This is a genomic window from Nocardia sp. NPDC055321, assembly GCF_053645575.1.
Map to the genome: position 1 here is coordinate 32,398 of NZ_JBSHMS010000009.1, position 21,870 is coordinate 54,267.

Genomic DNA, 21,870 nt, shown 5'->3' on the forward strand with positions numbered 1-21,870 from the left:
GCGCCCGACAAGACTGTGCCCCACGCCGGAATGGCATGGGGCACAGTCTTTACCGGAGGGTGCGGTGAAGTCCCGGTCACCCGTGGCCGGTCCGGGGCTACCAGACCTGGAGTACGGCCACGCCCTCCGAATCCACGAGCACATCGACCGACCCACCCGGCCGGGACGCCGCTTCGCGGACGATCTCGTTGATCCCGGCGAACACCCGGTCCCCGTCGTGCGGGAGGGTCGAATCGGGCTGGATACCTACGCTCAGTGCGGTATGCGGCACATAGCGATCGGCGAGCGCGGGCACCGGACTGTCGGCGAGCGATTGCGTTTCACCGGGGCTGAACTCCACCCCGATCGCGCCGACGTCGGGAATCACGAACGGTGTTGCGGCGGAAGCTGTTCCGGCTACGGCGAAACCGGTGGCGGCCGCGGCGCCGAGGAGAACGGCGAGCCGGGTGAATCGCTTCGAGACGCGCATGATGACTCGCTTTCCGGCGTGGGCGCTCGGGCCCGGGAAATGTGTCGAGTACTGCGTGATGCCGATATGGAAGCGACTGGCGCCAGCCGTATAGCAAGAACACATCACCGCAGCTGATGTGGGCAATAGTTTTGCGATCCGCCTCACAGGCCCGAACATCGGTGATACGGGTCACAGGGCCCGGAAACCCGCCGTCAGGCCGCGAACGTGACCTCGCCCAGGGCGGTGACCGCCGCCCGATCCAGGATGACCACGGACGTGGGCGCGGGCCGCGGTTTGACGCCCGCGCCGGCCAGGCCGATCAGGCGCTGCCAGCGCAGGCAGTGCCAGCGGAAGCTCATCCGGCCCACTTCGCGCCCGCGCGAGATCTGCCCGGCCATGGCCAATTCCGCCGGGGCATCGATCATGATCAGGTGCACGGTCCGGCCCGCCGCCCGCGCCCACGTCGCCACCAGCCAGCGCACCCAGTTCCGGGTGCCGCAGTCGTGAATGACGACCGGTCCGGCCGCGCGGAACAGCGCCATCCGGATGCGCAGGTAGTGGGTGACGTGCACGATCGGCAGCCACAGTGGGTACGGGACCGCGTCCAGGCGCGGCTGCCACCAGTTGCGCGAATGCTGGGAATCGAGCAGCAGCGCCCCGTCCGGACTCATCGCCGGGCGCACCGCGTCGGAGGTGCTGCCGAACAGTTTGCGCAGGGCGGTGCTCTTGCCCGCCCCCGGCACCCCGGCGAAAATGACCGCCGCCGTTGCGGGATAACGCAATTGGTGGATCGCGACACCGCGCAGATCGTGCACCTGGTGCGGTGTCACCACGCGCGGTGCGGAAGACAACGGGGTGGAGCCGGGGTCCAGCGGGGGGTTCACATCTCCAGCATCGGCAGCGAAAAGGGTTCCTGCAACCGGGATATCCCTGAAATCACCCCCGAACTCGCGATACGGCCCCGGCTGCCTGCACGGGAACACCCGCTGTGAACATTCCCGCCGGGTGTCACCACGTGACCGGGAGCGCGGTCAGGCCGCGAGTGAAGACCTCCTCCCGCTGAACCGGCGCCCCCGCGGCGGCGTCCAGCGCCATGGTGGGGAAGCGCGCGGTCAATTGCCTGATCGCCGCCTGCATTTCGATGCGGGCCAGCGGGGCGCCGATGCAGTAGTGACCGCCGAAGCCGAAGGTGACGTGCTGCCCCTGCGCACGGGCGAAATCGACGCGGGCGGGATCGGGGAACACCGTCGCGTCGTGATTGGCCGAGGTCAGTCCGAGCAGTACGAGATCGCCCGCGGCGACCTGTTCCCCGCGAATCTCCAGGTCGGTGCGGGCGTACCGCGGCAGGTTGGTCGGCTCGCAGGCCCGCAGCAATTCGTCGACGGCGGCGGGCACCAGCTCCGGGCGCTCGTGCAGGGTCCGCCACAGCTCCGGCTCCTCCAGCAGCATCAGCGCGGCCACCCCGATCTGCACCACCGAGGTTTCGTGGCCGGCGAACAGCAGCACCATGGCGAACATGGCGACGTCGTCGTCGGTCAGCTCGGGATCCGCGCACAGTCGCGAGGTCACGTCGTCGCCGGGGTGAGCGCGCTTGTGCTCCACCGATTTCCGGCAGTAGCCGAAGATGTCGGCCGCGCCCTGTTCGGCCTTGCCGCGATCGGCCACGTCACCCGCGGCGGCCGTCCATTCCCGGAAGCTGTCCCGATCCTCGAACGGCACCCCCAGCAGCTCGCAGATGATCTGCAACGGCAGCGGTACCGCCAGTTCCGCGTGCAGGTCCGCGGACCCGCCGCGAGCCGCCAGGCCATCGAGTAACTCGGCGGTGACCGCCTCGACCCGCGGCCGGAACGCGCGCATGCGACCCGGCGAGAAGTGGGGTTGCAGAATGGATTTCATGCGCGCGTGGTCGTCGAGCTCGGTGTCGAAATTGCCGATCGGGCCGCCGAAGAAGGCGGACTCGCCGATCCGCGCGGCGGTCTCGGGCGTGCGGTGCGAGCGACCCAGCCGGGTGTCGGCGAACAGTTCGCGCACCAGGTGGTAGCCGGTCGCCAGCCACGCGGGATCGCCGGTGGGCGTGGTGATTCGGGTCAGGTCGGCCGCACCGGTCACCGGGCACAGGCCGGTGCTCTGCTCCGTGCCGGTCATGCCGTCACCTCGCCGCTCGCGGAAACGCGGGCGCGCACCGCCTCGATGATCCGAATCCGATGTGTCACGGAATTCCTGCCTTTCCTGGGTCATGGTCGGTTCCGAAATGATTCGGGTGCTGAGTGCTGAGGCCGCGTGGGCGGGAGGCGCGGCCTCGCCCGTATGCCGATCGCCGAGCGAGTACTCGTGCCGCGCGATGACGCCTCACCGGCAGGGGATTCACGATGGGGCGCACCTCGGCCGGCGCGGGCGGCAGAACGATCACCGGGGTCGTGCGCGCCGGGGAGTCACCCGTTTCGGCGACCGCTGCGTCTCTCGCGTCGAGCGGCCGTGTGCCGGGGGCGGTAGCTCGGGCACCGGCGATTTCGCGCCGCGCGGCGCCGAGACACGTGGTCATACCGCGTTGTTGTTGATCGCCCGTCGCGCCTCGGCCAGCGCCCGGTCGAGCGCCGCGACCGTGCCCGGGGTGAACTCCTCGACGCGGCCGGCGCGGTGCAGTTCGGTGACCGTGTGGGTGCCGAAGTAGACGCTCGTCAGCTCCAGCGGGCCGATGCGCAGATCCGGGGCGGCGACGGGTCCGGCATCGGTCCACGTGCCCGCGCCGTCGCGGACGGTGAGAACGCTGGTGCCCGTGCTCATTCCCCACGGGTCGGCCAGCTCGATCACGCCGTGGAAGTCGGCGGCGAAGGTGCGCGCGGCGACCGCGGCGGGCAGGTCCAGGATCCACATCCACAGGCTCGCGGCGACGCCGGCCACCGCGGCCGTGCGCAGGTCCTCGAGCAGCAGCGGGGTGGGATCGTCCACGGCCGTGGTCATCTCGACGGTGTCGTACTCGCCGTGGCCGAGCAGGCAGCGCAGCAGCTCGCGATGGGCGGCGGTGGTGACCGCGCAGAAATCGCGGACCAGCACCGTCGTGCCGGCCAGGTCGTAGATCACGTATCCGTCCGGGTGGGTGATCACGCAGGAGTCGTCGGCGAAGGTGCTCGGCCACCAGAACTCGTTGCGGCTCAGCGCCCCCGGCGTCGCGCGCTGCCAGCGGTCGTAGATCTCGCGCAGCAGCGGGATCGACTCGGAGTACCGGCGCTCGCGAGCCGGTCCCGAATCACCGGGCGCGGCCCGCAGTTTCGAGCGCCTGCGATCCACGCGCAGCCGTCGGGCGTACGCGCCGACTCCGACGTAGCCGTAGTTCCCGCCCGGGCCCGGCATCGCGGCCAGCACCTGCGAACCGCCCGACAGGGCGATGGCGGCCAGCTCGCTCTGAATCTTGGCGTAGATACCGCGTTTCTGATGCGTGGTGGCCACCATCCCCTGTGCACACGCCGCGACGCTCAGCTGCCCGCCGCCGGGCACCGTCACCCGCATGCGGATCACCGAGGCGGTGCCCACGATGAACGGCGCGGCCGGATCGGAGACATCCTCGGCCACCGCCACGTCCGCCAGCCGGAACTGCCGCTTCCAGAGGTCGAAGTCGCGGGTGTGCACGCCGCCGAAGGCGCGGAAGTAGCAGTCTCGCAACGCGTCCCAATCGGCCTCGGTGGCGCGGCGCACCGCGATGTCGTCCAGTACCCGGCTGTCCCAGTCCGACAGCAACTCCGAAGTCATACCGCCACTTTCTGTTCCGGGGCCGTACCGCGCGGGGAGTACGCCGCGCGCACCTTGTCCAGCGCGGCCAGCAGATCGTCGATATCGCGTCGTTCGCCCAGCAGCACGCTGTGATGCAGCAGCAGGGTGTGCTCGCGGTAGTGGTCCGCCCCGGCGAAGGTGCGCCCGGAGGTGCCCGCGCCGTCCCAGATCCGGGCGAAGCGCGCCTTGGTCCGCGGGCGCAGCAGGGCGCTGCGATGCAGGGGCGGACGCGGCGGATACACCTTGGTGCCGAGTTCGGCGGTGAGCGCGGCCGCGACCCGCTCGACCGGGGCCGTGCCGAACACACCGGGCTCGAAGCGAACGCCGAACTCGTAGACGGCCCGCCGATCCACCTGCGCCGGAACGGGAATCGCGCCGAGCCCGGCACGGGCGGCCAGGCCGGCCTCCAGTTCGCCCGCGCGCACCGCCCGGTGCGCGTGCTGAGAGTCCAGCCGGGGGAGCTGATCCAGCAGCACGCCCGCGGTCAGCTCGGACATGCAGTAGTTGCCGCCCATGATCTCGCAGTCCTCGACGAGTTCGTATTCGCCCGGGCGCGGCGCGTCCGCGAGGTAGCCGCGCGAATCCGCGCGCAGCATGAGCATGCGGCGGTACAGGGCCGGATCGTCGGTGACGGCGGCCCCGGCCTCCCCGGCCGCCAGGGTCTTGGCCGCGCCGAGGCTGAAGACCCCGATATCGCCGAAAGTGCCCAGGGCGCGGCCGTTCCACCGCGTTCCGTGCGCCTGCGAGCAGTCCTCGATCAGCGCGACGCCCGTCTCGCCCGCCAGCGCCGCGAGTTCGTCGACGGGCGCCGCGGTGCACGCCAGGTGTACGGCGATGACCGCGCGGGTGCGCTCGGACAGCGCGCCGCGCACGTGATCCGCTGTCAGGCAGCCGGTCCCGGGATCCACGTCCACCAGCACGGGCAGCGCGCCCACCCGCAGCACGGCGGTCGCGGGGGCGACCCAGGTCAGCGCGGGCACGATGACCTCGTCCCCGGGCCCGACACCCAGTGCTTCCAGGGCGATCACCAGGGCGCTGGAGCCGTGATCGACGCTGACCCCGTACGCCGCCCCGGTGTAGCGCGCGAACTCCTCGGCGAAACGCCGCTCTCGCGATTTGCCGCCGTCCGGGGCGTACCAGCTCACCGACCAGCGCGACGAGCGCAGCGCGGCGAGCAACGCGCGTTCGGTGCCCGCGTCGTACTGCGGCCACACCGGCCAGGCCCGGCCGGCGCGAATCGGCGCGCCGCCGTCGACGGCCAGCATCACACGCCCACGGCGCGGACGCTGGCGGCGGGCAGCGCGAGCGCCTCGAGCGCCGCCCGGATCTCGTCCATCGACACGTGCACCAGCGGCAGCGTGCCGGTGCGGGCCGGTGTGCCCAGGGCGTCCAGCAGGACGAAAGGCACCGCGTCCGGCCGGGAGTCGAGGTAGCCCTTCTTGTTGTCGTCGCCGATCACCGCCAGCACGTCGGCGATGCGCACCGCGGCGGGCAGTCGCGGTTCCACCCCGAGCCCGGTCACGATCTCGTAGTGCACGCGCAGCTCCCGCTCGGTGAGCCGGCCGCGCGCGTGCGAAACATGCGCCGCCACCAGCATTCCCACCGCGACCGCCGCGCCGTGCGAGAGCCCCGCCGCGCCCCGGGCCCGGTGATCGCAGATCTCGATGGCGTGCCCGGCGGTGTGCCCGTACTCCAGCACCAGCCCCGACCCCCGTTCGAAGGTGTCGGCCCGGGTGACCGCCGATTTCGCCGCGATGCTGGCGTCCAGGAGCCAGCGCAACGCGGCGGGCGTGGCCGACGCGCCGGAATCGATGACGGCGCGCAGCTGTTCGAGCGCGGCCGGATGAATGGCCAGGCAGTTCTTGGCCATCTCGCACAGCCCGGATCGCAGTTCGCGCGGGGTGAGGGTGCCGAAGAAGCGCACATCGGTGTAGACGGCCGTGGGCGCGTAATAGGTGCCGATGTGGTTCTTGCCGACCGGGCTGTTGATGGCCTGCTTCAGCGAGAGCACCGAGTCCATGGCCGCGATCGTCGTGGTCGGGATGTGCACCAGCCGCACCCCGCGGAACAGCAGATTCGCCATGAGCCCGGCCAGATTTCCGGGCACCCCGCCGCCGAAGGCCACCACCACCGAACGCCGCGTCACCCCGGCGCGCAGCGCGGTCTCGAGATGCGCGGTCAGGCAGGTCAGGGTCTTCATGGACTCGCCGGCGCGGTGGCTGAGCGTGATCGAGGGCGTCGCACCCGCCAGCCGCGCCAGCGCCCGGCCGTGCAACTCCAGCACGTGATCGTCGGTCACGAAGACCAGGGTGTCCGCGGCCAAACCGGCGATCTCCGCGGCGATCTCGTCGAGGCAGTCCTCACCGAAGGAATACGGAAAGGACTGATCGCCGATCCGAATGGTGCGTGAAGTCATTGCCATGCGGGAAATTTCAAGTGACACAACAACGTTTGGCAAACGGTGAGCTGCCCCAGTCAGAGCCTGCCCGGCGCGCCGGTACCACTGCCCGGATCGCCGCGCGGCCGGGGTACCACCGGCAGGGGTAGCGCCCGCCGCGACTTCGCCGCGAGGGCCGGTTCCCCGCGCGGTACTGTGCAATTCCGGCAGGTCACGAAGGCTGCCCGGGTGAATGGGAGAACTCTTGCCGGACAATGACATCGGGGCGCCGAACGGCAGGGGGACCACCGCGTCCGCACTGCGCGCGCCGTCGCTGGCCGAATTCGTCCGCGAACGCCGCTCGCGCGGCACCGCCAGACATCCCGCCGGGCTGACCCGCAAACAACTGGCGGAGGCCACCCACGCCAGCCTCGGCTACATCGCCAAGATCGAACAGGGCGACGCGCTCAACCCCGGTCCCGCCATCCTCGATTCGCTCGCCACCGTCCTGGGCCTGGACGCCGCCGAACGCGTACACCTCTATCACCTGGCCCAGCAGCAGCCCACCCGGCGCAATCCCCGGCAACTGCGCCGCGACGATCCCGTCGTCGACACGGTGCGCACCACGCTGGACGCCCTGCTCCCGCACCTGGCCGCCGCCCTGGACGACGGCTGGCGGGTGGTGGCCTGCAACAGCGCCTTCGACGCGGCGTTCCCGGGTCTGCTGCGCGGCGGGCACGTGGTGCGCTGGCTGTTCACCGACCCGCGCGCCCGCATCGTCATCGAGGAATGGGAGCACGAGGCCCGGCTCATGGTCGGGCGCTTCCGGGCGTACGCCGCCCAGGCGCACGGCCGCGCGGACATCGACGAACTGCTGCGCGAACTGGGCGAGCACGCGGACTTCCGCAGGCTCTGGGAGGACGCGCACGTCGGCATCGGCCGGCCCGACTCGACCGTCCGGCTGCGGAACCCCAAGACGGCCACCGTCTTCGACGTGGTCGTGCAGCGCTACCGCAGCACCGCGCCGGACACCGCGCACCAGTTGTTCATCGGACTCGTCGGGGCCACCCCTACCCGGGAAGTCCCGCCAGGAAGTCCCGCAGGATCGCGTTGACCCGATCGGGATGGGTGAGGTTCGGCACCATGGAGGCGCCCGCGATGGTGTGCGCCGCGGCCCGCCCGCCGAAGGCCGCCGCGATGTCCAGCGCGTCCTGCGGGGTCGAGGTCTGATCGCTGGACCCGCGCAGAACCAGTGCGGGACAGTCGATGTCGCCGAGCAGTTCGAACACCGAATCCCTGTTGATCAGGCACTCGGTGGTCGGCCGGACCCGGCCGCGATCACCGGCCATCCATTTGTCCCACCACGGCAGCTTGTCCTCGAGGGTGCCGCCGATGGTCAGCGCGGACACCATCTTGATGGTCGGGGTGAGCGGTCCGTCGCCGGCCCAGTAGTCCAGCACTTCGCGGTAGCCCACGCGGCGATCGGGCGGCATGGCCTTGGCCGTGCAGCCGATCACCACCACCCCGCGCACCCGCGGCGGCGCCAGCAGCGCCATGCGCAGCGCGGTGGACGCGCCGTCCTCGACGCCGCCCACGACCACCCGGTCGATGCCGAGGTGATCGACCACGGCCCAGGCGTCGCGGGCCAGATCCCAATAGCTGAACGGTGTTCCGTCGTCCGAGCTGGGACCGTGACCCCGAGAGTCGATGGCCACGATCCGGTACTCCCGCCCCAAAGCGGATCGCTGCGGTTCGAACATCTCGTTGTCCATGAGCATCGAGTGCCCCAGAACTATGGCCTGACCGGCACCTCCCGTATCGGTGTAGTGAATCTTCGTTCCCCCGCGAGCGACGAACGGCATATTTCGGACTCTACGACAGGGTTTCGCGGCGGGAGCCGGATCCCGCGTGGCGGGCGGTCGGTGCGCCCGACGCAACGTGAATGCAACGAAAGACGGTCTAGCCTGGGCGATTTGGCCGAATCCTGAGAATTGCTTATGGATTCGGCTGTCCGACCGAATCCGCCGGTAGTCTGATTCGTGAGGGCGGGGCTTCCGGTGTCCCTCATCCGCCGCAAGTCCCGCCCCCAATCTTTCGCCCTCGGCGACACCCTCCCGCGATCCGAATCCACGACGCGGCGATCCCGGACTCCACCCCTCGGAACCACCGGTCGGCGGCCCTGTCAAGCCCTGCGCGGGCCTCCATTAGAATCGCCAGGTGACCAGCACAGCCTCTGAGAACCCACGTAATCGTGCCGACGCCCTCCCCAAGAGCTGGAACCCCAGCGAGGTAGAGAGCGACCTGTACGAAGGCTGGGTACGCGCTGGTTACTTCACCGCCGACGCGAGCAGCGACAAGCCCGCCTACTCGATCGTGCTGCCGCCGCCGAACGTCACCGGCAGCCTGCACATGGGCCACGCGCTCGACCACACCCTCATGGACCTGCTCACCCGCCGCAAGCGGATGCAGGGCTTCGAGGTGCTGTGGCTGCCCGGCATGGACCACGCCGGCATCGCCACCCAGAACGTGGTGGAGAAGCAGCTCGCCGTCGACGGCAAGACCAAGGAAGACTTCGGCCGCGAACTCTTCATCGACAAGGTTTGGGACTGGAAGCGCGAGTCCGGCGGCCAGATCCAGGGTCAGATGCGCCGCCTCGGCGACGGCGTCGACTGGAGCCGGGACCGCTTCACCATGGACGACGGGCTGTCGCGCGCCGTGCAGACCATCTTCAAGCGCCTGTACGAGGCGGGCCTGATCTACCGGGCCGAGCGCCTGGTCAACTGGTCGCCCGTGCTGCAGACCGGCATCTCCGACCTCGAGGTCGACCACAAGGAGGTCGACGGCGAACTCGTTTCCATGCGCTTCGGGTCGCTGAACGACGACGAACCGCACGTGATCGTCGCCACCACCCGCGTGGAGACCATGCTCGGCGACACCGCCGTCGCGGTGCACCCCGAGGACGAGCGCTACAAGGCTCTCATCGGCACCACCGTCTACCACCCCATCACCGGCCGCCAGATCCCGATCGTCGCCGACGACTACGTCGACCCCGAATTCGGCTCCGGCGCAGTGAAGATCACCCCCGCGCACGACCCCAACGACTTCGAGCTCGGCCTGCGCCACAACCTGCCCATGCCCACGATCATGGACAAGACCGGCAAGATCGCCGACAGCGGAACCGAATTCGACGGCATGGACCGCTTCGAGGCCCGCGTGAAGATCCGCGAGCGCCTCGAGTCCGAGGGCCGCATCGTCGGGCGCGTGTACCCGTACAAGCACCAGGTCGGGCACTCCGAGCGCTCGGGCGAACCCATCGAACCGCGCCTGTCCATGCAGTGGTGGGTCAAGGTCGAGGGCATCGCCAAGGCCGCCGGTGACGCCGTGCGTAACGGCGAGGTCAAGATCCACCCCGCCAGCCAGGAACCCCGCTGGTTCGAGTGGGTCGACAACATGCACGACTGGAACATCTCCCGCCAGCTCTGGTGGGGCCACCGCATCCCGATCTGGTACGGCCCCGCGGGCGAGATCGTCTGCGTCGGACCGGACGAGCAGGCGCCCGAGGGCTACGTGCAGGACCCCGACGTCCTGGACACCTGGTTCTCCTCGGGCCTGTGGCCCTTCTCCACCATGGGCTGGCCCGACACCACCGCCGAACTCGAGAAGTTCTATCCCACCAGCGTTCTCGTCACCGGCTACGACATCCTGTTCTTCTGGGTGGCGCGCATGATGATGTTCGGCATGTTCGTCTCCGACGACCCGGCCATCACCGCGGGCAAGGACGCCGAGACCAAGCAGGTCCCGTTCCAGGATGTGTTCCTGCACGGCCTGATTCGCGACGAACACGGCAAGAAGATGTCCAAGTCGCGCGGCAACGGCATCGACCCGCTGGACTGGATCAACGAATACGGCGCGGACGCCACGCGATTCACCCTCGCGCGCGGCGCCCAGCCCGGCAGCGACCTGTCCATCGGCACCTCGCACGTCACCGCCTCGCGCAGCTTCATCACCAAGCTGTTCAACGCCACCAAGTTCGCGCTCATGAACGGCGCGCAGCCCGGTGAGCTCCCCGCGCGCGACACCCTCACCGACTCCGATCGCTGGATCCTGGATCGCCTGGACCAGGTGCGCGCCGAGGTGGACGCCAACTTCGACCGCTACGACTTCGGCAAGGCCTGCGAGCAGCTCTACCACTTCGCGTGGGACGAATTCTGTTCCTGGTACCTGGAATTGGCCAAGGTGCAGTTCGCCGAGTCCGAGCAGCGCGCCGCGAGCACCCGCGTCGTGCTCGGCAACGTCCTGGATTCGGTGCTGCGCCTGCTGCATCCGGCCATCCCGTTCGTCACCGAACAGCTCTGGCGCGCGCTCACCGGCGGCGAATCGGTGGTGATCGCGGCGTGGCCGCAGGCCAGCGGCGTTCCCGCCGACGAGGTTTCGGCCCGGCGCATCGCCGACACCCAGCGCCTGATCACCGAGATCCGCCGCTTCCGCAGCGATCAGGGCCTGGCCGACAGCCAGAAGGTCGCCGCCAAGCTCATCGGGCTGGACGCCGCCGACGTGCTCGCCCAGCAGACCGAGATCGCCAACCAGGGCCGGCTCACCGCGCCCGGCGACGACTTCGCCGCCACCGCCTCGCTCGAGGTGCGCCTGAGCACCGCCACCGTGACCGTCGAGATCGACACCTCCGGCACCGTCGACCTCGTCGCCGAGGCCCGTCGCCTGGAGAAGGACCTCGCCGCCGCGCAGAAGGAATTGGCCGGCACCACCGGCAAACTCGGCAACGAGGGGTTCCTGGCCAAGGCGCCCGACGACGTGGTCGCCAAGATCCGGGGACGGCAGGAGATCGCCGCCTCCGAGGTCGAGCGCATCGGCGCGCGCCTGGCCGAGATCGCGAAACTGGCGGACCGCGCATGACCGACGAGCCCGATCACGAGTACGACGAGGAGCCCCGGGCGCAGTACGCGCCCGGGCCGCTCACCGGAACCTCCCCGGTCGACCTGGCCGAAATGGCGCTGGTGGAAGCCGAACTCGACAAGCGCTGGCCGGAAACCAAGATCGAACCGTCGCTGACCCGCATCGCGACCCTGATGGACCTGCTCGGCTCACCCCAGCAGGGCTACCCGGCCATCCACATCGCGGGCACCAACGGCAAGACCTCGGTCACCCGCATGATCGACGCGCTGCTCACCGCGCTGCATCGGCGCACCGGCCGCATCACCAGCCCGCACCTGCAGCTGGCGACCGAGCGCATCGCCATCGACAACGCGCCCATCACGCCCGGGCGGTACGTCGAGCTGTACCACGAGCTGCTGCCCTTCCTGGAGATGATCGACAAGCAGTCCGACGCCGCGGGCGGCCCGGCCATGAGCAAGTTCGAGGTGCTCACCGGCATGGCCTACGCGGCCTTCGCCGAGGCCCCGGTCGACGTCGCCGTCGTGGAAACCGGGATGGGCGGGCGCTGGGACGCCACCAACGTGATCGACGCGCAGGTCGCGGTCATCACCCCGATCGGCCTGGACCACACCGAATACCTCGGCCCCGACCTCGAGTCCATCGCGGGGGAGAAGGCCGGAATCATCAAGAAGGCCCCCGACGACGGCCTGGTTCCGCGCGACACCGTCACGGTCATCGCGCAGCAGGAACCGGAGGTCATGGACGTGCTGCTGCGCCGGGCCGTGGAGATGGACTCCGCCGTGGCGCGCGAGGGCTCGGAGTTCCGGGTCCTGACCCGCGCGGTCGCCGTCGGCGGCCAGGTGCTCTCGCTGCAGGGCCTCGGCGGCGTCTACGACGACATCTTCCTGCCGCTGCACGGCGAGCACCAGGCACGCAACGCCGTGCTCGCCCTGGCCGCGGTCGAGGCGTTCTTCGGAGCCGGCGCCTCCCGCCAGCTCGACGTCGACGCCATCCGAGCCGGATTCGCGAGCGCGGTGAGTCCCGGCCGCATGGAACGCATGCGCAGCGCGCCGACCATCTTCCTGGACGCGGCCCACAACCCGCAGGGCGCGCAGGCCCTGGCCGCTACCCTCACCGGCGAATTCGACTTCCGCAAACTGATCGCGGTGGTCGCCGTGCTCGGCGACAAGGACGCCGGGGGCATCCTCGACGCTCTCGAACCCATCGTCGACGCGGTCGTGGTCACCGAGAACGGCTCCCCGCGCGCGCTGCCCGTCGACGATCTCGCCAACCTGGCCGTGCAGCGGTTCGGCGACGAGCGGGTCGCGGTGGCCAACGATCTGGCCGATGCCATCGAAACCGCCATCGCCCTGGCCGAAGAGGGCGAACATGGCGAAATGGTCTCCGGTGCGGGCATTGTGGTGACCGGATCGGTCGCCACCGCCGGTGCGGCCCGCTCGCTGTTCGGAAAGGATCCCGCGTGACCGGATCAGACGCCGCGCCGAACCCGGTGCCCGAACCCGCCACCGACCCGTGGAAGGGCTTCCGCGGGGTGATGGCCGGGACGCTCATCCTCGAGGCCATCACCGTGCTGCTCGCGCTGCCGGTGGTCGCGGCCGTGGGCGGCGGCCTGGAGTGGTGGTCCATCACCTTCCTGGTCGGCCTGGCCGTGGCGATGTTCCTGGGCGCGGGCGTACAGGGCAAGCCCTGGGCGATGAACTTCAACCTGGCGCTGCAGGTCCTGCTCATTGCCGGCGGCGCCTTCATGCAGCTGTCGATCCTGGTGATCGGGGTGGTCTTCGCCATCGTCTGGGCGTTCATCCTGTTCCTGCGCGCCGACGTCCGCAAGCGGATCGCGGCGGGGCTGCTCCCCAGCCAGCGGATGTCCGGGACTTCCTAGTTTTTTCCCTGGCAACCTGCCCGTTAGGCTTTGCTCGTGACTGAGCAGACGTTGGTACTCATCAAGCCCGACGGCGTGGCCCGGGGCCTGGTCGGGGAGATCATCACCCGTATCGAGCGCAAGGGCCTGAAGATCGCGGCGCTGAAGCTGGTGAACGTTTCCGAAGAGATCGCGGTCGAGCACTACGCCGAGCACCGCGAGCGGCCGTTCTTCGGTTCGCTGATCGAATTCATCACCTCCGGCCCGGTCGTCGCGGCCGTGCTCGAAGGTAACCGCGCGATCCCGGCCTTCCGTCAGATCGCGGGCGGCACCGATCCGGTCGAGAAGGCCGCCACCGGAAGCATCCGCGGCGACTTCGCCCTCGAGACCCAGTTCAACCTGGTGCACGGCTCCGACTCGCCCGAGTCCGCCAAGCGTGAAATCGCGCTCTGGTTCCCCGAATTCACCCTCTGATCCGCTTCCGGGCTCCGCATCGTGTGGGCCGAACATCGGCCTCACCGGGTGAGTCCGCTCGAACCTCCGGCATCCCCGGCGACGGGGTGTCGGGGGTTCGTGGGCGCGACGCCCCGAGGTGGTGTGGGATACTGGCATCGGAAGTGACCGCTGCCCGCCATTAGCGGCAGGTGAGGGCCACCTCCGACTGACATCACGGCACGACGGACGATCATCGCTGCCGCCGACGGCTACCGAGACTCGGCTGTCGGGCGGCCCGCTGGATGAACGCTCGTGCCGTGGAGTCGAGCCAAACAGCCAGGCGCCACGTGACCACATTCGCCCGAACGACGACAACATAGGTGATAGCGGGCACGCGGCGCGCAGACCATACGCTCTCGCGCCCGATGGGGTGCGAGACGAGACAGCGCCCCCGCGTCGGCCGCGTCACTCACATCTGAGGGACGCGCCCGGGGGTCCCGAGGAGATTTCGTGGCCGATCAAGAGCCGCAGGACGCATCGCAGGTGAACGCCGGAGAACAGGGCACGGCGGCCGGCTCGGCTGCCGAACAGTTGCCCGAACGCATCCGGGTGCACGCCCTGGCGAAGCTGCTGGGAGTCACCAGCAAACGAATCCTGGCCCACCTGACCGAAATGGGCGCGCAGGCGCGCAGCCCGCAATCCAGCCTGGACCGCACCGTCGCGGAAACCGTACGCGACGCCTTCGGCCCCGCCGCGGCCGAGACCGCCGCCCCCGCCACGGTGGACGAGGCCATCGCGGCCGGTGACGTGCTCGCCGCCGACGAATTCGCGGCCGAAGAGGTCGAGGCCGCCGAGGCCGTCGTCGCCGAGCCCGAGGCCCGCCCCGCGCGCAAACGCGCCCCCAAACTTTTCGCCAGCCCGTTCCAGCAGCCGGAGCTGCCCGTCGGCGAGCCCATCGTCTACCAGCCGTCCGCGCCCGTCGCCGCGCCGCTGTTCCTGTCCCCGGACATGGCCGCCGTCGAGGAGACCCGCCGCAAGCAGCGGGCCGAGCGCAAGCCCAAGAACGAGCCCGCCAAGACCGCGCCCGACGCCGAGGCCGGCCGGAACGACGACCAGGCCAAGGCCGACACCCGCGCCGAGGACAGGTCGCGCGCCGAGTCCAAGGCCAAGGTCGAGGTCGCCGCGGCCGAGGACAAGGCCGTCGAGGACAGCGCCGACGACGCCGAGGACGACCAGGATTGGGACGGCGACGACTCGCGTTCCGAGCGCGGCGACACCGCCTCGCGCCGGCGTCGCCGCGGCCGTCGCGGCCGGGGCCGGGGCCGGGGCGAGCAGGCCGCCGACGGTGACGAGTCGGGCGAGATCGATCCCGAGATCGAGGATCAGCTCCGGGCCGACGCCGAGGAAGAGGCCGAGAACGAGGACGACGCCGACGACGAGATCGTGCCCGAGGGCTCGAGCAGCCGTCGCCGCCGTCGCCGTCGCCGTCGCAAGGGCGGCGAGGACAACGAGCCCGAGAACACCGAGGACGATCCGCCGAACACGGTCGTGCACGAGCGCGAGCCGCGCAGCAAGCGCCGCGCCGCCGCTGCCGCCGCGGCCAAGGACGTCGACGAGGTCCAGGGCATCAGCGGTTCCACCCGCCTCGAGGCCAAGCGCCAGCGCCGCCGGGACGGCCGCGAGGCCGGCCGCCGCCGCCCGCCGATCCTGACCGAATCGGAGTTCCTGGCCCGCCGCGAGTCGGTGGATCGGGTAATGGTTGTGCGCGACAAGCACTTCCCCGATCACCCGAGTTCCACCACGCAGGTGGCGGTGCTCGAGGACAACATCCTGGTCGAGCACTTCGTGACCAGCACCGGCTCGGCGTCCATGGTGGGCAACGTCTACCTGGGCAAGGTCCAGAACGTGCTGCCGTCCATGGAGGCCGCCTTCGTCGACATCGGACGCGGCCGCAACGGCGTGCTCTACGCGGGCGAGGTGAACTGGGAGGCGGCCGGTCTCGGCGGCCGCGAGCGCAAGATCGAGCAGGCGCTCAAGCCCGGTGACACCGTGCTGGTCCAGGTCTCCAAGGACCCGGTCGGCCACAAGGGCGCTCGCCTGACCACGCAGATCAGCCTGGCCGGCCGCTTCCTGGTGTACGTGCCCGGCGGCACCTCCACCGGTATCAGCCGCAAGCTGCCCGACACCGAGCGCAAGCGTCTCAAGGAGATCCTGCGCGACATCGTGCCGCAGGACGCCGGGGTCATCATCCGCACCGCGTCCGAGGGCGTGGAGGAATCGGAGCTGGCCCGCGACGTCGAGCGCCTGCAGCAGACGTGGCGTTCGATCGAGGATCAGTCCAAGAACGGCTCGAACGCGCCGAAGACCCTCTACGAAGAGCCCGACCTGCTGGTCAAGGTCGTGCGTGACCTGTTCAACGAGGACTTCTCCAAGCTCGTCATCGAGGGCGAGCGCGCCTGGAGCACGGTCGAGAACTACGTGCGCACCGTGGCCCCGGATCTGCTTGTCCGCGTGGAGAAGTACGAGGCCAACGGCAGCGTCGACGTCTTCGGCAGCCTGCGCATCGACGAGCAGCTGGCCAAGGCCCTCGATCGCAAGGTGTGGCTGCCCTCGGGCGGCACCCTGGTGATCGACCGCACCGAGGCCATGACGGTCGTCGACGTCAACACCGGCAAGTTCACCGGTGCGGGCGGCTCGAACCTGGAAGAGACCGTCACCCGCAACAACCTCGAGGCGGCCGAGGAGATCGTGCGCCAGATGCGGCTGCGCGACATCGGCGGCATGATCGTGGTCGACTTCATCGACATGGTCCTCGAGTCGAACCGGGATCTGGTGCTGCGCAGACTGACCGAGGCCCTGGGCCGCGACCGCACGCGCCATCAGGTGTCCGAGGTGACCTCGCTGGGCCTGGTTCAGATGACCCGCAAGAAGCTGGGAACCGGTCTGGTCGAAGCGTTCTCGACCACCTGCGACACCTGCCACGGCCGCGGTCTCATCGTGCACAACTACCCGGTGGAGTCCGCTCCGGCCGGGGACGAGGGTGTGGGCCGTCGCGAGGGTTCGCGTCGACGGCGCAAGGATCGCGGCAACGCCGCGGCCGAGTCCGCGCCGCTGACCGGTGTGGTCGAGGCTGCCCCGGCGCCGGAGGAAGAGGTCAAGGAGACCAAGGAGAAGGCCGCCGCCAAGCGCGCCCACCCGGTCGCCCTGGCGATGGCTGCGCATCACGACGACGATGTCGACGTGGCCGACGAGGTGGCCTTCGCCACCGAGGCGGTGGCCGCGGCCGAGGCTGCGGGCGCCGAAGCGGTGTCCGAGGCCGCGGTCCGGGATCCCGAGCCCGCCGCCCGCGCCACGACCAACGGCACCGGACGGCACACGCCCGCCGCCGAGGCCGCCGCCGACGCGGTGGTCGCCGAGGACGCGGTGGTCGCCGCCGCGGAGGCCGTCGTCACGGTGGCGGACGCCCAGGCCGTGACCGAGGCGCAGACCGCGCCCGCCGAAGCGAAGTCCGAACCGAAGCTCGCGGTCGCCGCACCGGAGGTCACCGAGCGGGTGAGCGCGGAGCCCGGTCGCCGCCGGCGCCGCGTCGCACGGTCGGTCTCCACCCCGGCGTCCACCGGCGAGGCCGCGGTGTTCGTGCTCTCGAGCACGGACCAGCCCGCCACCCCGGCCCTGTCCCTGCAGGACCTGGCGCCGGCGGAACTGCCCCCGCGCACCCGTCAGCGGCGTCGTGCCGCCGGTCGCCCCGCCGGGGCGCCGGAGGGCGGGAACTAGTCCGGCCGAAGCTGTTTCGCGGTCCGGCCCCGGCGTCATCGCGCCGGGGCCGGACCGTTTCCACGGACCGGATCGGGCGGGCGTGACGTGCGCGACAGCGGCGTCGGCGAGGCCCGTTACGGCCCGCTGAGCTGTGGCTTCGGGCCCGATCGCGATGGCACGACCCCGGTTTGGATGGGTTCGGCCGGTCCTGTACTCTTGGACAGTCGCTGCCCCCGGCGACAGCACTCTGCTGTGCTGCTTGATTCGAGCAGATGCTGTGAGAACGAGGGCCAGGTTCCCGAGCGGACCGACCGGCCCCAGGCGGCGTGCAATACCAGACCAGTCGTACGGCGGTTTCCGGTGTGAACCGGAGGATCAGTCGTGTGAGCAAAGTGTTGACACCAGCACTAGTACAGGAAGAAGGGCAGCCGACCGATGGCAACGTACGCAATCGTCAAGACCGGCGGAAAGCAGTACAAGGTCGCGGTTGGTGACCTGGTGAAGGTCGAGAAGATCGAGGGTCTGCCGGGCACTGCCGTGTCCCTGGCGCCGGTGCTGGTCGTTGACGGCGCCGAGCTGACCACCGATGCTGACAAGCTGGCGAAGGTTTCCGTGTCCGCCGAGGTCGTCGAACAGACCAAGGGCCCGAAGATCCGCATCCACAAGTTCAAGAACAAGACCGGCTACCACAAGCGTCAGGGCCACCGTCAGAAGCTGACGGTCCTGAAGGTCACCGGCATCAACTAAGTTTCCGACCAGGGGATCGCTGGTTCGTTCCCCGGCACGAGGAGTTCTGAAATGGCACATAAGAAGGGTGCATCCAGCTCGCGCAATGGTCGCGATTCGAATGCCCAGCGGCTCGGCGTGAAGCGCTTCGGCGGTCAGGTCGTCAAGTCCGGCGAGATCCTGGTTCGCCAGCGTGGCACGCACTTCCACCCCGGCGTCAACGTCGGCCGTGGCGGCGACGACACGCTGTTCGCCCTCGCGGCGGGTTCGGTCGAGTTCGGCACCAAGCGTGGCCGCAAGACCGTCAACATCGTGGTTGCGGAGCCGGTGAACGCCTGACCGGCGAGCCGGAGCTGAGCTCCACAATCTCTCCCGAAGCGGGTCAGGGTGCGATGCCCTGGCCCGCTTCTGCTTTGCTCGGCCTTCGTACCCCCGCACTCTCAGTTCGCGGCCGTCTCGTTCTGGACTGAGTGGAGCGGGGGAGCGAAGCGGAGGAGCGGAGGGAGGGAAGAACGAGACATAGGGGCCGCGAACTCGCCCGGAGCGAAGCGGAGGGCAAATAGCGCACAGCAGGAGGATGATCACCGATATGTCCAAATTCATCGACCGTGTCGTGTTGCACGTGCGTGCGGGCAAGGGTGGGCACGGGTGTTCCTCGGTGCGCCGAGAGAAGTTCATGCCGTTGGGCGGTCCCGACGGCGGTAACGGGGGCAACGGCGGGGATGTGATCCTCGAGGTCGACCCCAATGTGCACACGCTGCTCGACTTCCATTTCCACCCGCATGCCAAGGGCGGCAACGGCAAGCCCGGCGAGGGCAGCAACCGCAACGGCAAGCAGGGCGAGGGCCTGCTGCTGAAGGTGCCGTCCGGCACGGTCGTGATGAGCCCCGAAGGTGATGTGCTGGCCGATCTGGTCGGCGCGGGCACTCAGTACGTGGCCGCGCTCGGCGGTCGCGGCGGGCTGGGCAACGCGGCGCTGGTGTCCAAGGCGCGCAAGGCCCCCGGATTCGCACTGCTCGGTGAGGATGGGCAGGAGCGCGAGCTGGTGCTCGAGCTCAAGTCGGTGGCGGACGTCGGCCTGGTGGGTTTCCCGTCGGCCGGCAAGTCCTCGCTGGTCTCGGTCCTCTCGGCGGCCAAGCCGAAGATCGCCGACTACCCGTTCACCACGCTGGTGCCCAACCTCGGCGTGGTGCAGTCGGGGGAGACGACGTTCACCGTGGCCGATGTGCCCGGTCTGATCCCGGGCGCGAGCGAGGGCCGTGGTCTGGGCCTGGACTTCCTGCGTCATCTCGAGCGCTGCGCGGTGCTGGCCCACGTGGTCGACTGCGCCACCCTGGACCCGGGCCGGGATCCGGTGTCGGACGTGGACGCGCTCGAAGCTGAACTGGCCGCGTACCAGCCCGCCCTCAAGGGCGATGCGAGCCTGGGTGATCTGGCCGACCGCCCGCGCGTTGTCATCCTCAACAAGGCCGATGTGCCCGACGCCGCCGAGCTGGCCGAGATGGTCACCCCGGAGTTCGCCAAGCGCGGCTGGCCCGTGTTCACCATCTCCGCGGTGAGCCGGGAAGGCTTGCGGCCCTTGACCTTCGCGCTGGCGGACCTGGTCAAGGAATACCGCGAGACGCGGCCCGAGGTCGAGGTCAAGCGCCCGGTCATTCGCCCGGTGGTCAAGGGCGACAGCGGCTTCCGCATCGTCAAGGATCCGGACGAGCCGGGCGGCTTCGTGGTCATCGGTGAGCGGCCCGAGCGCTGGGTCGCGCAGACACCGTTCGACAATCCCGAGGCCGTCGGTTACCTGGCCGATCGCCTGGCTCGCCTCGGCGTAGAGGAAGAGTTGGTCAAGCTGGGCGCCGAGCCGGGCTGCTCGGTGACCATCGGCGATTACTGCTTCGACTGGGAGCCGCAGATCTCCGCCGGTGTGGAGACCCTGCTCACCCGTCGTGGCGTGGACCCGCGACTGGACCAGACCGACCGCATCGGTGCGGCCGAGCGCAAGCACGCCTCGCGTGCGCGCCGTGGTCTGGTCGGCGACGAGGACCAGTAGGCAACGCCCGCAACCGATTCCACCTCGGTGGCCATCGGTCGCGGTGCGAGTTCGAAGCGGCGATACGGTGTATCGCGGACGAAGTGAGGTGTGGTGCGGGTGAGCGCGAGTATCACGCGGGTGGAGACGGGTGCGGAGCCGAGTCCGGCGCGGCAGGCGATCGCGACGGCGCGCAGTGTGGTCGTCAAGATCGGTTCGTCGGCGCTGACCAGTCTCGAGGGCGGTCTGGAGACCGAGCGACTGGATCGGCTGGCCGACGCGGTCGAGGCGCGGATGCGCGCGGGCTCGGACGTGATCGTGGTGTCCTCGGGCGCCATCGGCGCGGGTATCGCGCCGCTCGGATTGTCCAAGCGGCCCACGGATCTGGCGACCAAACAGGCCGCGGCCAGCGTGGGGCAGCTCGCGCTCGCGCACGCGTGGGGCACCTCGTTCTCCCGGTACGGCCGGGTGGTCGGGCAGGTGCTGTTGAGCGCCGGGGATTTCGGCCGCCGCGAGCATCATCGCAACGCCCAGCGCACCCTGGACCGGCTGCGGTCGCTGCACGCGATCGCGGTGGTCAACGAGAACGACACCGTCGCCACCGAGGAGATCCGCTTCGGTGACAACGACCGGCTGGCGGCGCTGGTGGCGCACCTGGTCGGGGCCGATGCCCTGGTGCTGCTGTCCGATGTGGACGGCCTGTACGACGGTGACCCGCGCAAGGGCGCCGCGAATTTCATTCCCGAGGTGCGCAGCAGCGCCGATCTGGACGGTGTGATCGCCGGCAGCGGTGGTGCGCTGGGCACCGGCGGGATGGCCTCGAAGCTGTCCGCCGCGCGCCTGGCCGCCGACGCCGGGGTGCCGGTGCTGCTGGCCGCGGCCTCGGACGCGGCGGCGGCGCTGGACGGCGCGAGCGTGGGCACGGCCTTCGCCGCCCGGCCGGTGCGGCTCTCGGCGCGCAAGTTCTGGGTGCGGCACGCCGCGGACAGCCGGGGCGCGGTGCACATCGACGCCGGCGCGGTGGCGGCGGTGGCCGAACGCCGACGGTCGTTGCTGGCGGCCGGAATCACGAAGGTGGACGGGCGTTTCCACGGTGGCGACGTCATCGATCTGATCTCGCCGGAGGGGCAGGTCGTGGCGCGCGGGGTCGTGGCCTACGACAGCGACGAGCTCGAAGCCATGAAGGGCCGCTCCTCCAGCGAACTCTCGGAAAGCAATCAGCGGTCCGTGGTGCACGCGGACGATCTCGTCAAGGTCTAGCGCGGCTCTCGAATCCGATCGGTCGGTACTTCACATGTCAAGAACCGGTCGGTCGTGCAGAGTGAAATATCAACGCGCGTAACTCATCTCGGCGAGCGGTTTTCGCGTGCCATCCCGCCCCAGGGGCACCGAAGGGCCAGAGAAAGGGCAGTGGGAGGACCGCTCGCAGCGGGCATCCTGGTAGTGCACTCGGCGCCGCATCGTGAGATGTGCCCTTCGCCGATAGCGGTTGCCAGGATCCGGCGCGGTCCGCCCTTGCCGCGCCGGGCTCGCGGTCCGGTGACCGCCCGCGGCGTCGGGTGCAC

At 70.0% G+C, this 21,870-nt stretch carries 17 protein-coding genes; 10 read left to right on the forward strand and 7 right to left on the reverse strand.

Translation table 11 applies throughout. The features are described 5' to 3' along the window. Positions 1-97 precede the first annotated feature (97 nt). The 6 genes from ACWIGI_RS16115 to ACWIGI_RS16140 all read right to left on the reverse strand — a co-directional run bounded on the left by ACWIGI_RS16115 (position 98) and on the right by ACWIGI_RS16140 (position 6,641). Entirely contained in the window at positions 98-469 is a 372-nt protein-coding gene (locus ACWIGI_RS16115; protein WP_454203168.1) for a hypothetical protein, read from the reverse strand. Between the two features lie 194 nt (positions 470-663). Next, the gene (locus ACWIGI_RS16120; protein ID WP_454203169.1) at positions 664-1,335 is read right to left on the reverse strand and encodes an AAA family ATPase; all 672 of its coding nucleotides are present in this window, start codon (positions 1,333-1,335) and stop codon (positions 664-666) included. Positions 1,336-1,459: 124 nt separating this feature from the next. Then, positions 1,460-2,596, reverse strand: coding sequence for a cytochrome P450 (locus ACWIGI_RS16125; protein ID WP_454203170.1), 1,137 nt, complete (start codon positions 2,594-2,596; stop codon positions 1,460-1,462). A gap of 393 nt (positions 2,597-2,989) precedes the next feature. Continuing rightward, positions 2,990-4,198, reverse strand: a complete 1,209-nt coding sequence (locus tag ACWIGI_RS16130; RefSeq protein ID WP_454203171.1) for a GNAT family N-acetyltransferase — start codon at positions 4,196-4,198, stop codon at positions 2,990-2,992. Then, positions 4,195-5,484, reverse strand: coding sequence for a DegT/DnrJ/EryC1/StrS family aminotransferase (locus tag ACWIGI_RS16135; RefSeq protein ID WP_454203404.1), 1,290 nt, complete (start codon positions 5,482-5,484; stop codon positions 4,195-4,197). The genes ACWIGI_RS16130 and ACWIGI_RS16135 overlap by 4 nt, the downstream gene beginning before the upstream one ends. Then, the gene (locus ACWIGI_RS16140; RefSeq protein WP_454203172.1) at positions 5,484-6,641 is read right to left on the reverse strand and encodes a 2-deoxy-scyllo-inosose synthase; all 1,158 of its coding nucleotides are present in this window, start codon (positions 6,639-6,641) and stop codon (positions 5,484-5,486) included. The genes ACWIGI_RS16135 and ACWIGI_RS16140 overlap by 1 nt, the downstream gene beginning before the upstream one ends. 208 nt (positions 6,642-6,849) lie before the next feature. Here ACWIGI_RS16140 and ACWIGI_RS16145 point away from each other — a divergent pair, with 208 nt between their 5' ends. Beyond that, complete coding sequence (locus ACWIGI_RS16145; protein WP_454203173.1) at positions 6,850-7,710, forward strand: MmyB family transcriptional regulator; 861 nt, start codon at positions 6,850-6,852, stop codon at positions 7,708-7,710. On the opposite strand, the gene ACWIGI_RS16150 is transcribed toward ACWIGI_RS16145, so the two are convergent. Further along, the gene (locus tag ACWIGI_RS16150; RefSeq protein WP_454203174.1) at positions 7,667-8,458 is read right to left on the reverse strand and encodes an alpha/beta fold hydrolase; all 792 of its coding nucleotides are present in this window, start codon (positions 8,456-8,458) and stop codon (positions 7,667-7,669) included. The genes ACWIGI_RS16145 and ACWIGI_RS16150 overlap by 44 nt on opposite strands. A gap of 355 nt (positions 8,459-8,813) precedes the next feature. Here ACWIGI_RS16150 and ACWIGI_RS16155 point away from each other — a divergent pair, with 355 nt between their 5' ends. The 9 genes from ACWIGI_RS16155 to proB all read left to right on the forward strand — a co-directional run bounded on the left by ACWIGI_RS16155 (position 8,814) and on the right by proB (position 21,565). Next, on the forward strand, positions 8,814-11,507 hold the full coding sequence (locus ACWIGI_RS16155) for a valine--tRNA ligase (RefSeq protein WP_454203175.1): 2,694 nt from the start codon (positions 8,814-8,816) through the stop codon (positions 11,505-11,507). Beyond that, positions 11,504-12,970, forward strand: a complete 1,467-nt coding sequence (folC, locus tag ACWIGI_RS16160; RefSeq protein ID WP_454203176.1) for a bifunctional tetrahydrofolate synthase/dihydrofolate synthase — start codon at positions 11,504-11,506, stop codon at positions 12,968-12,970. The genes ACWIGI_RS16155 and folC overlap by 4 nt, the downstream gene beginning before the upstream one ends. A 71-nt stretch (positions 12,971-13,041) precedes the next feature. Further along, positions 13,042-13,386 (forward strand): DUF4233 domain-containing protein, encoded by a 345-nt coding sequence (locus ACWIGI_RS16165; RefSeq protein ID WP_454203405.1) that lies wholly within the window; start codon positions 13,042-13,044, stop codon positions 13,384-13,386. 36 nt (positions 13,387-13,422) lie between these two features. Further along, on the forward strand, positions 13,423-13,839 hold the full coding sequence (gene ndk, locus ACWIGI_RS16170; protein ID WP_454203177.1) for a nucleoside-diphosphate kinase: 417 nt from the start codon (positions 13,423-13,425) through the stop codon (positions 13,837-13,839). A gap of 471 nt (positions 13,840-14,310) precedes the next feature. Continuing rightward, positions 14,311-17,574, forward strand: coding sequence for a translation initiation factor IF-2 N-terminal domain-containing protein (locus tag ACWIGI_RS16175; RefSeq protein WP_454203178.1), 3,264 nt, complete (start codon positions 14,311-14,313; stop codon positions 17,572-17,574). Positions 17,575-17,991: 417 nt separating this feature from the next. Further along, positions 17,992-18,303 carry a 50S ribosomal protein L21 gene (gene rplU / locus ACWIGI_RS16180; RefSeq protein ID WP_354986255.1) on the forward strand — a complete coding sequence of 104 codons (312 nt, stop codon included), beginning with the start codon at positions 17,992-17,994 and terminating at the stop codon, positions 18,301-18,303. A 51-nt stretch (positions 18,304-18,354) separates the two neighbouring features. Further along, positions 18,355-18,621 carry a 50S ribosomal protein L27 gene (gene rpmA, locus ACWIGI_RS16185; RefSeq protein ID WP_454203179.1) on the forward strand — a complete coding sequence of 89 codons (267 nt, stop codon included), beginning with the start codon at positions 18,355-18,357 and terminating at the stop codon, positions 18,619-18,621. A gap of 250 nt (positions 18,622-18,871) precedes the next feature. Then, entirely contained in the window at positions 18,872-20,326 is a 1,455-nt protein-coding gene (gene obgE / locus ACWIGI_RS16190; protein ID WP_454203180.1) for a GTPase ObgE, read from the forward strand. 99 nt (positions 20,327-20,425) lie between these two features. Next, positions 20,426-21,565: a glutamate 5-kinase gene (proB, locus tag ACWIGI_RS16195; protein WP_454203181.1), complete on the forward strand. Its 1,140-nt coding sequence runs from the start codon at positions 20,426-20,428 to the stop codon at positions 21,563-21,565. Positions 21,566-21,870 lie beyond the last annotated feature (305 nt).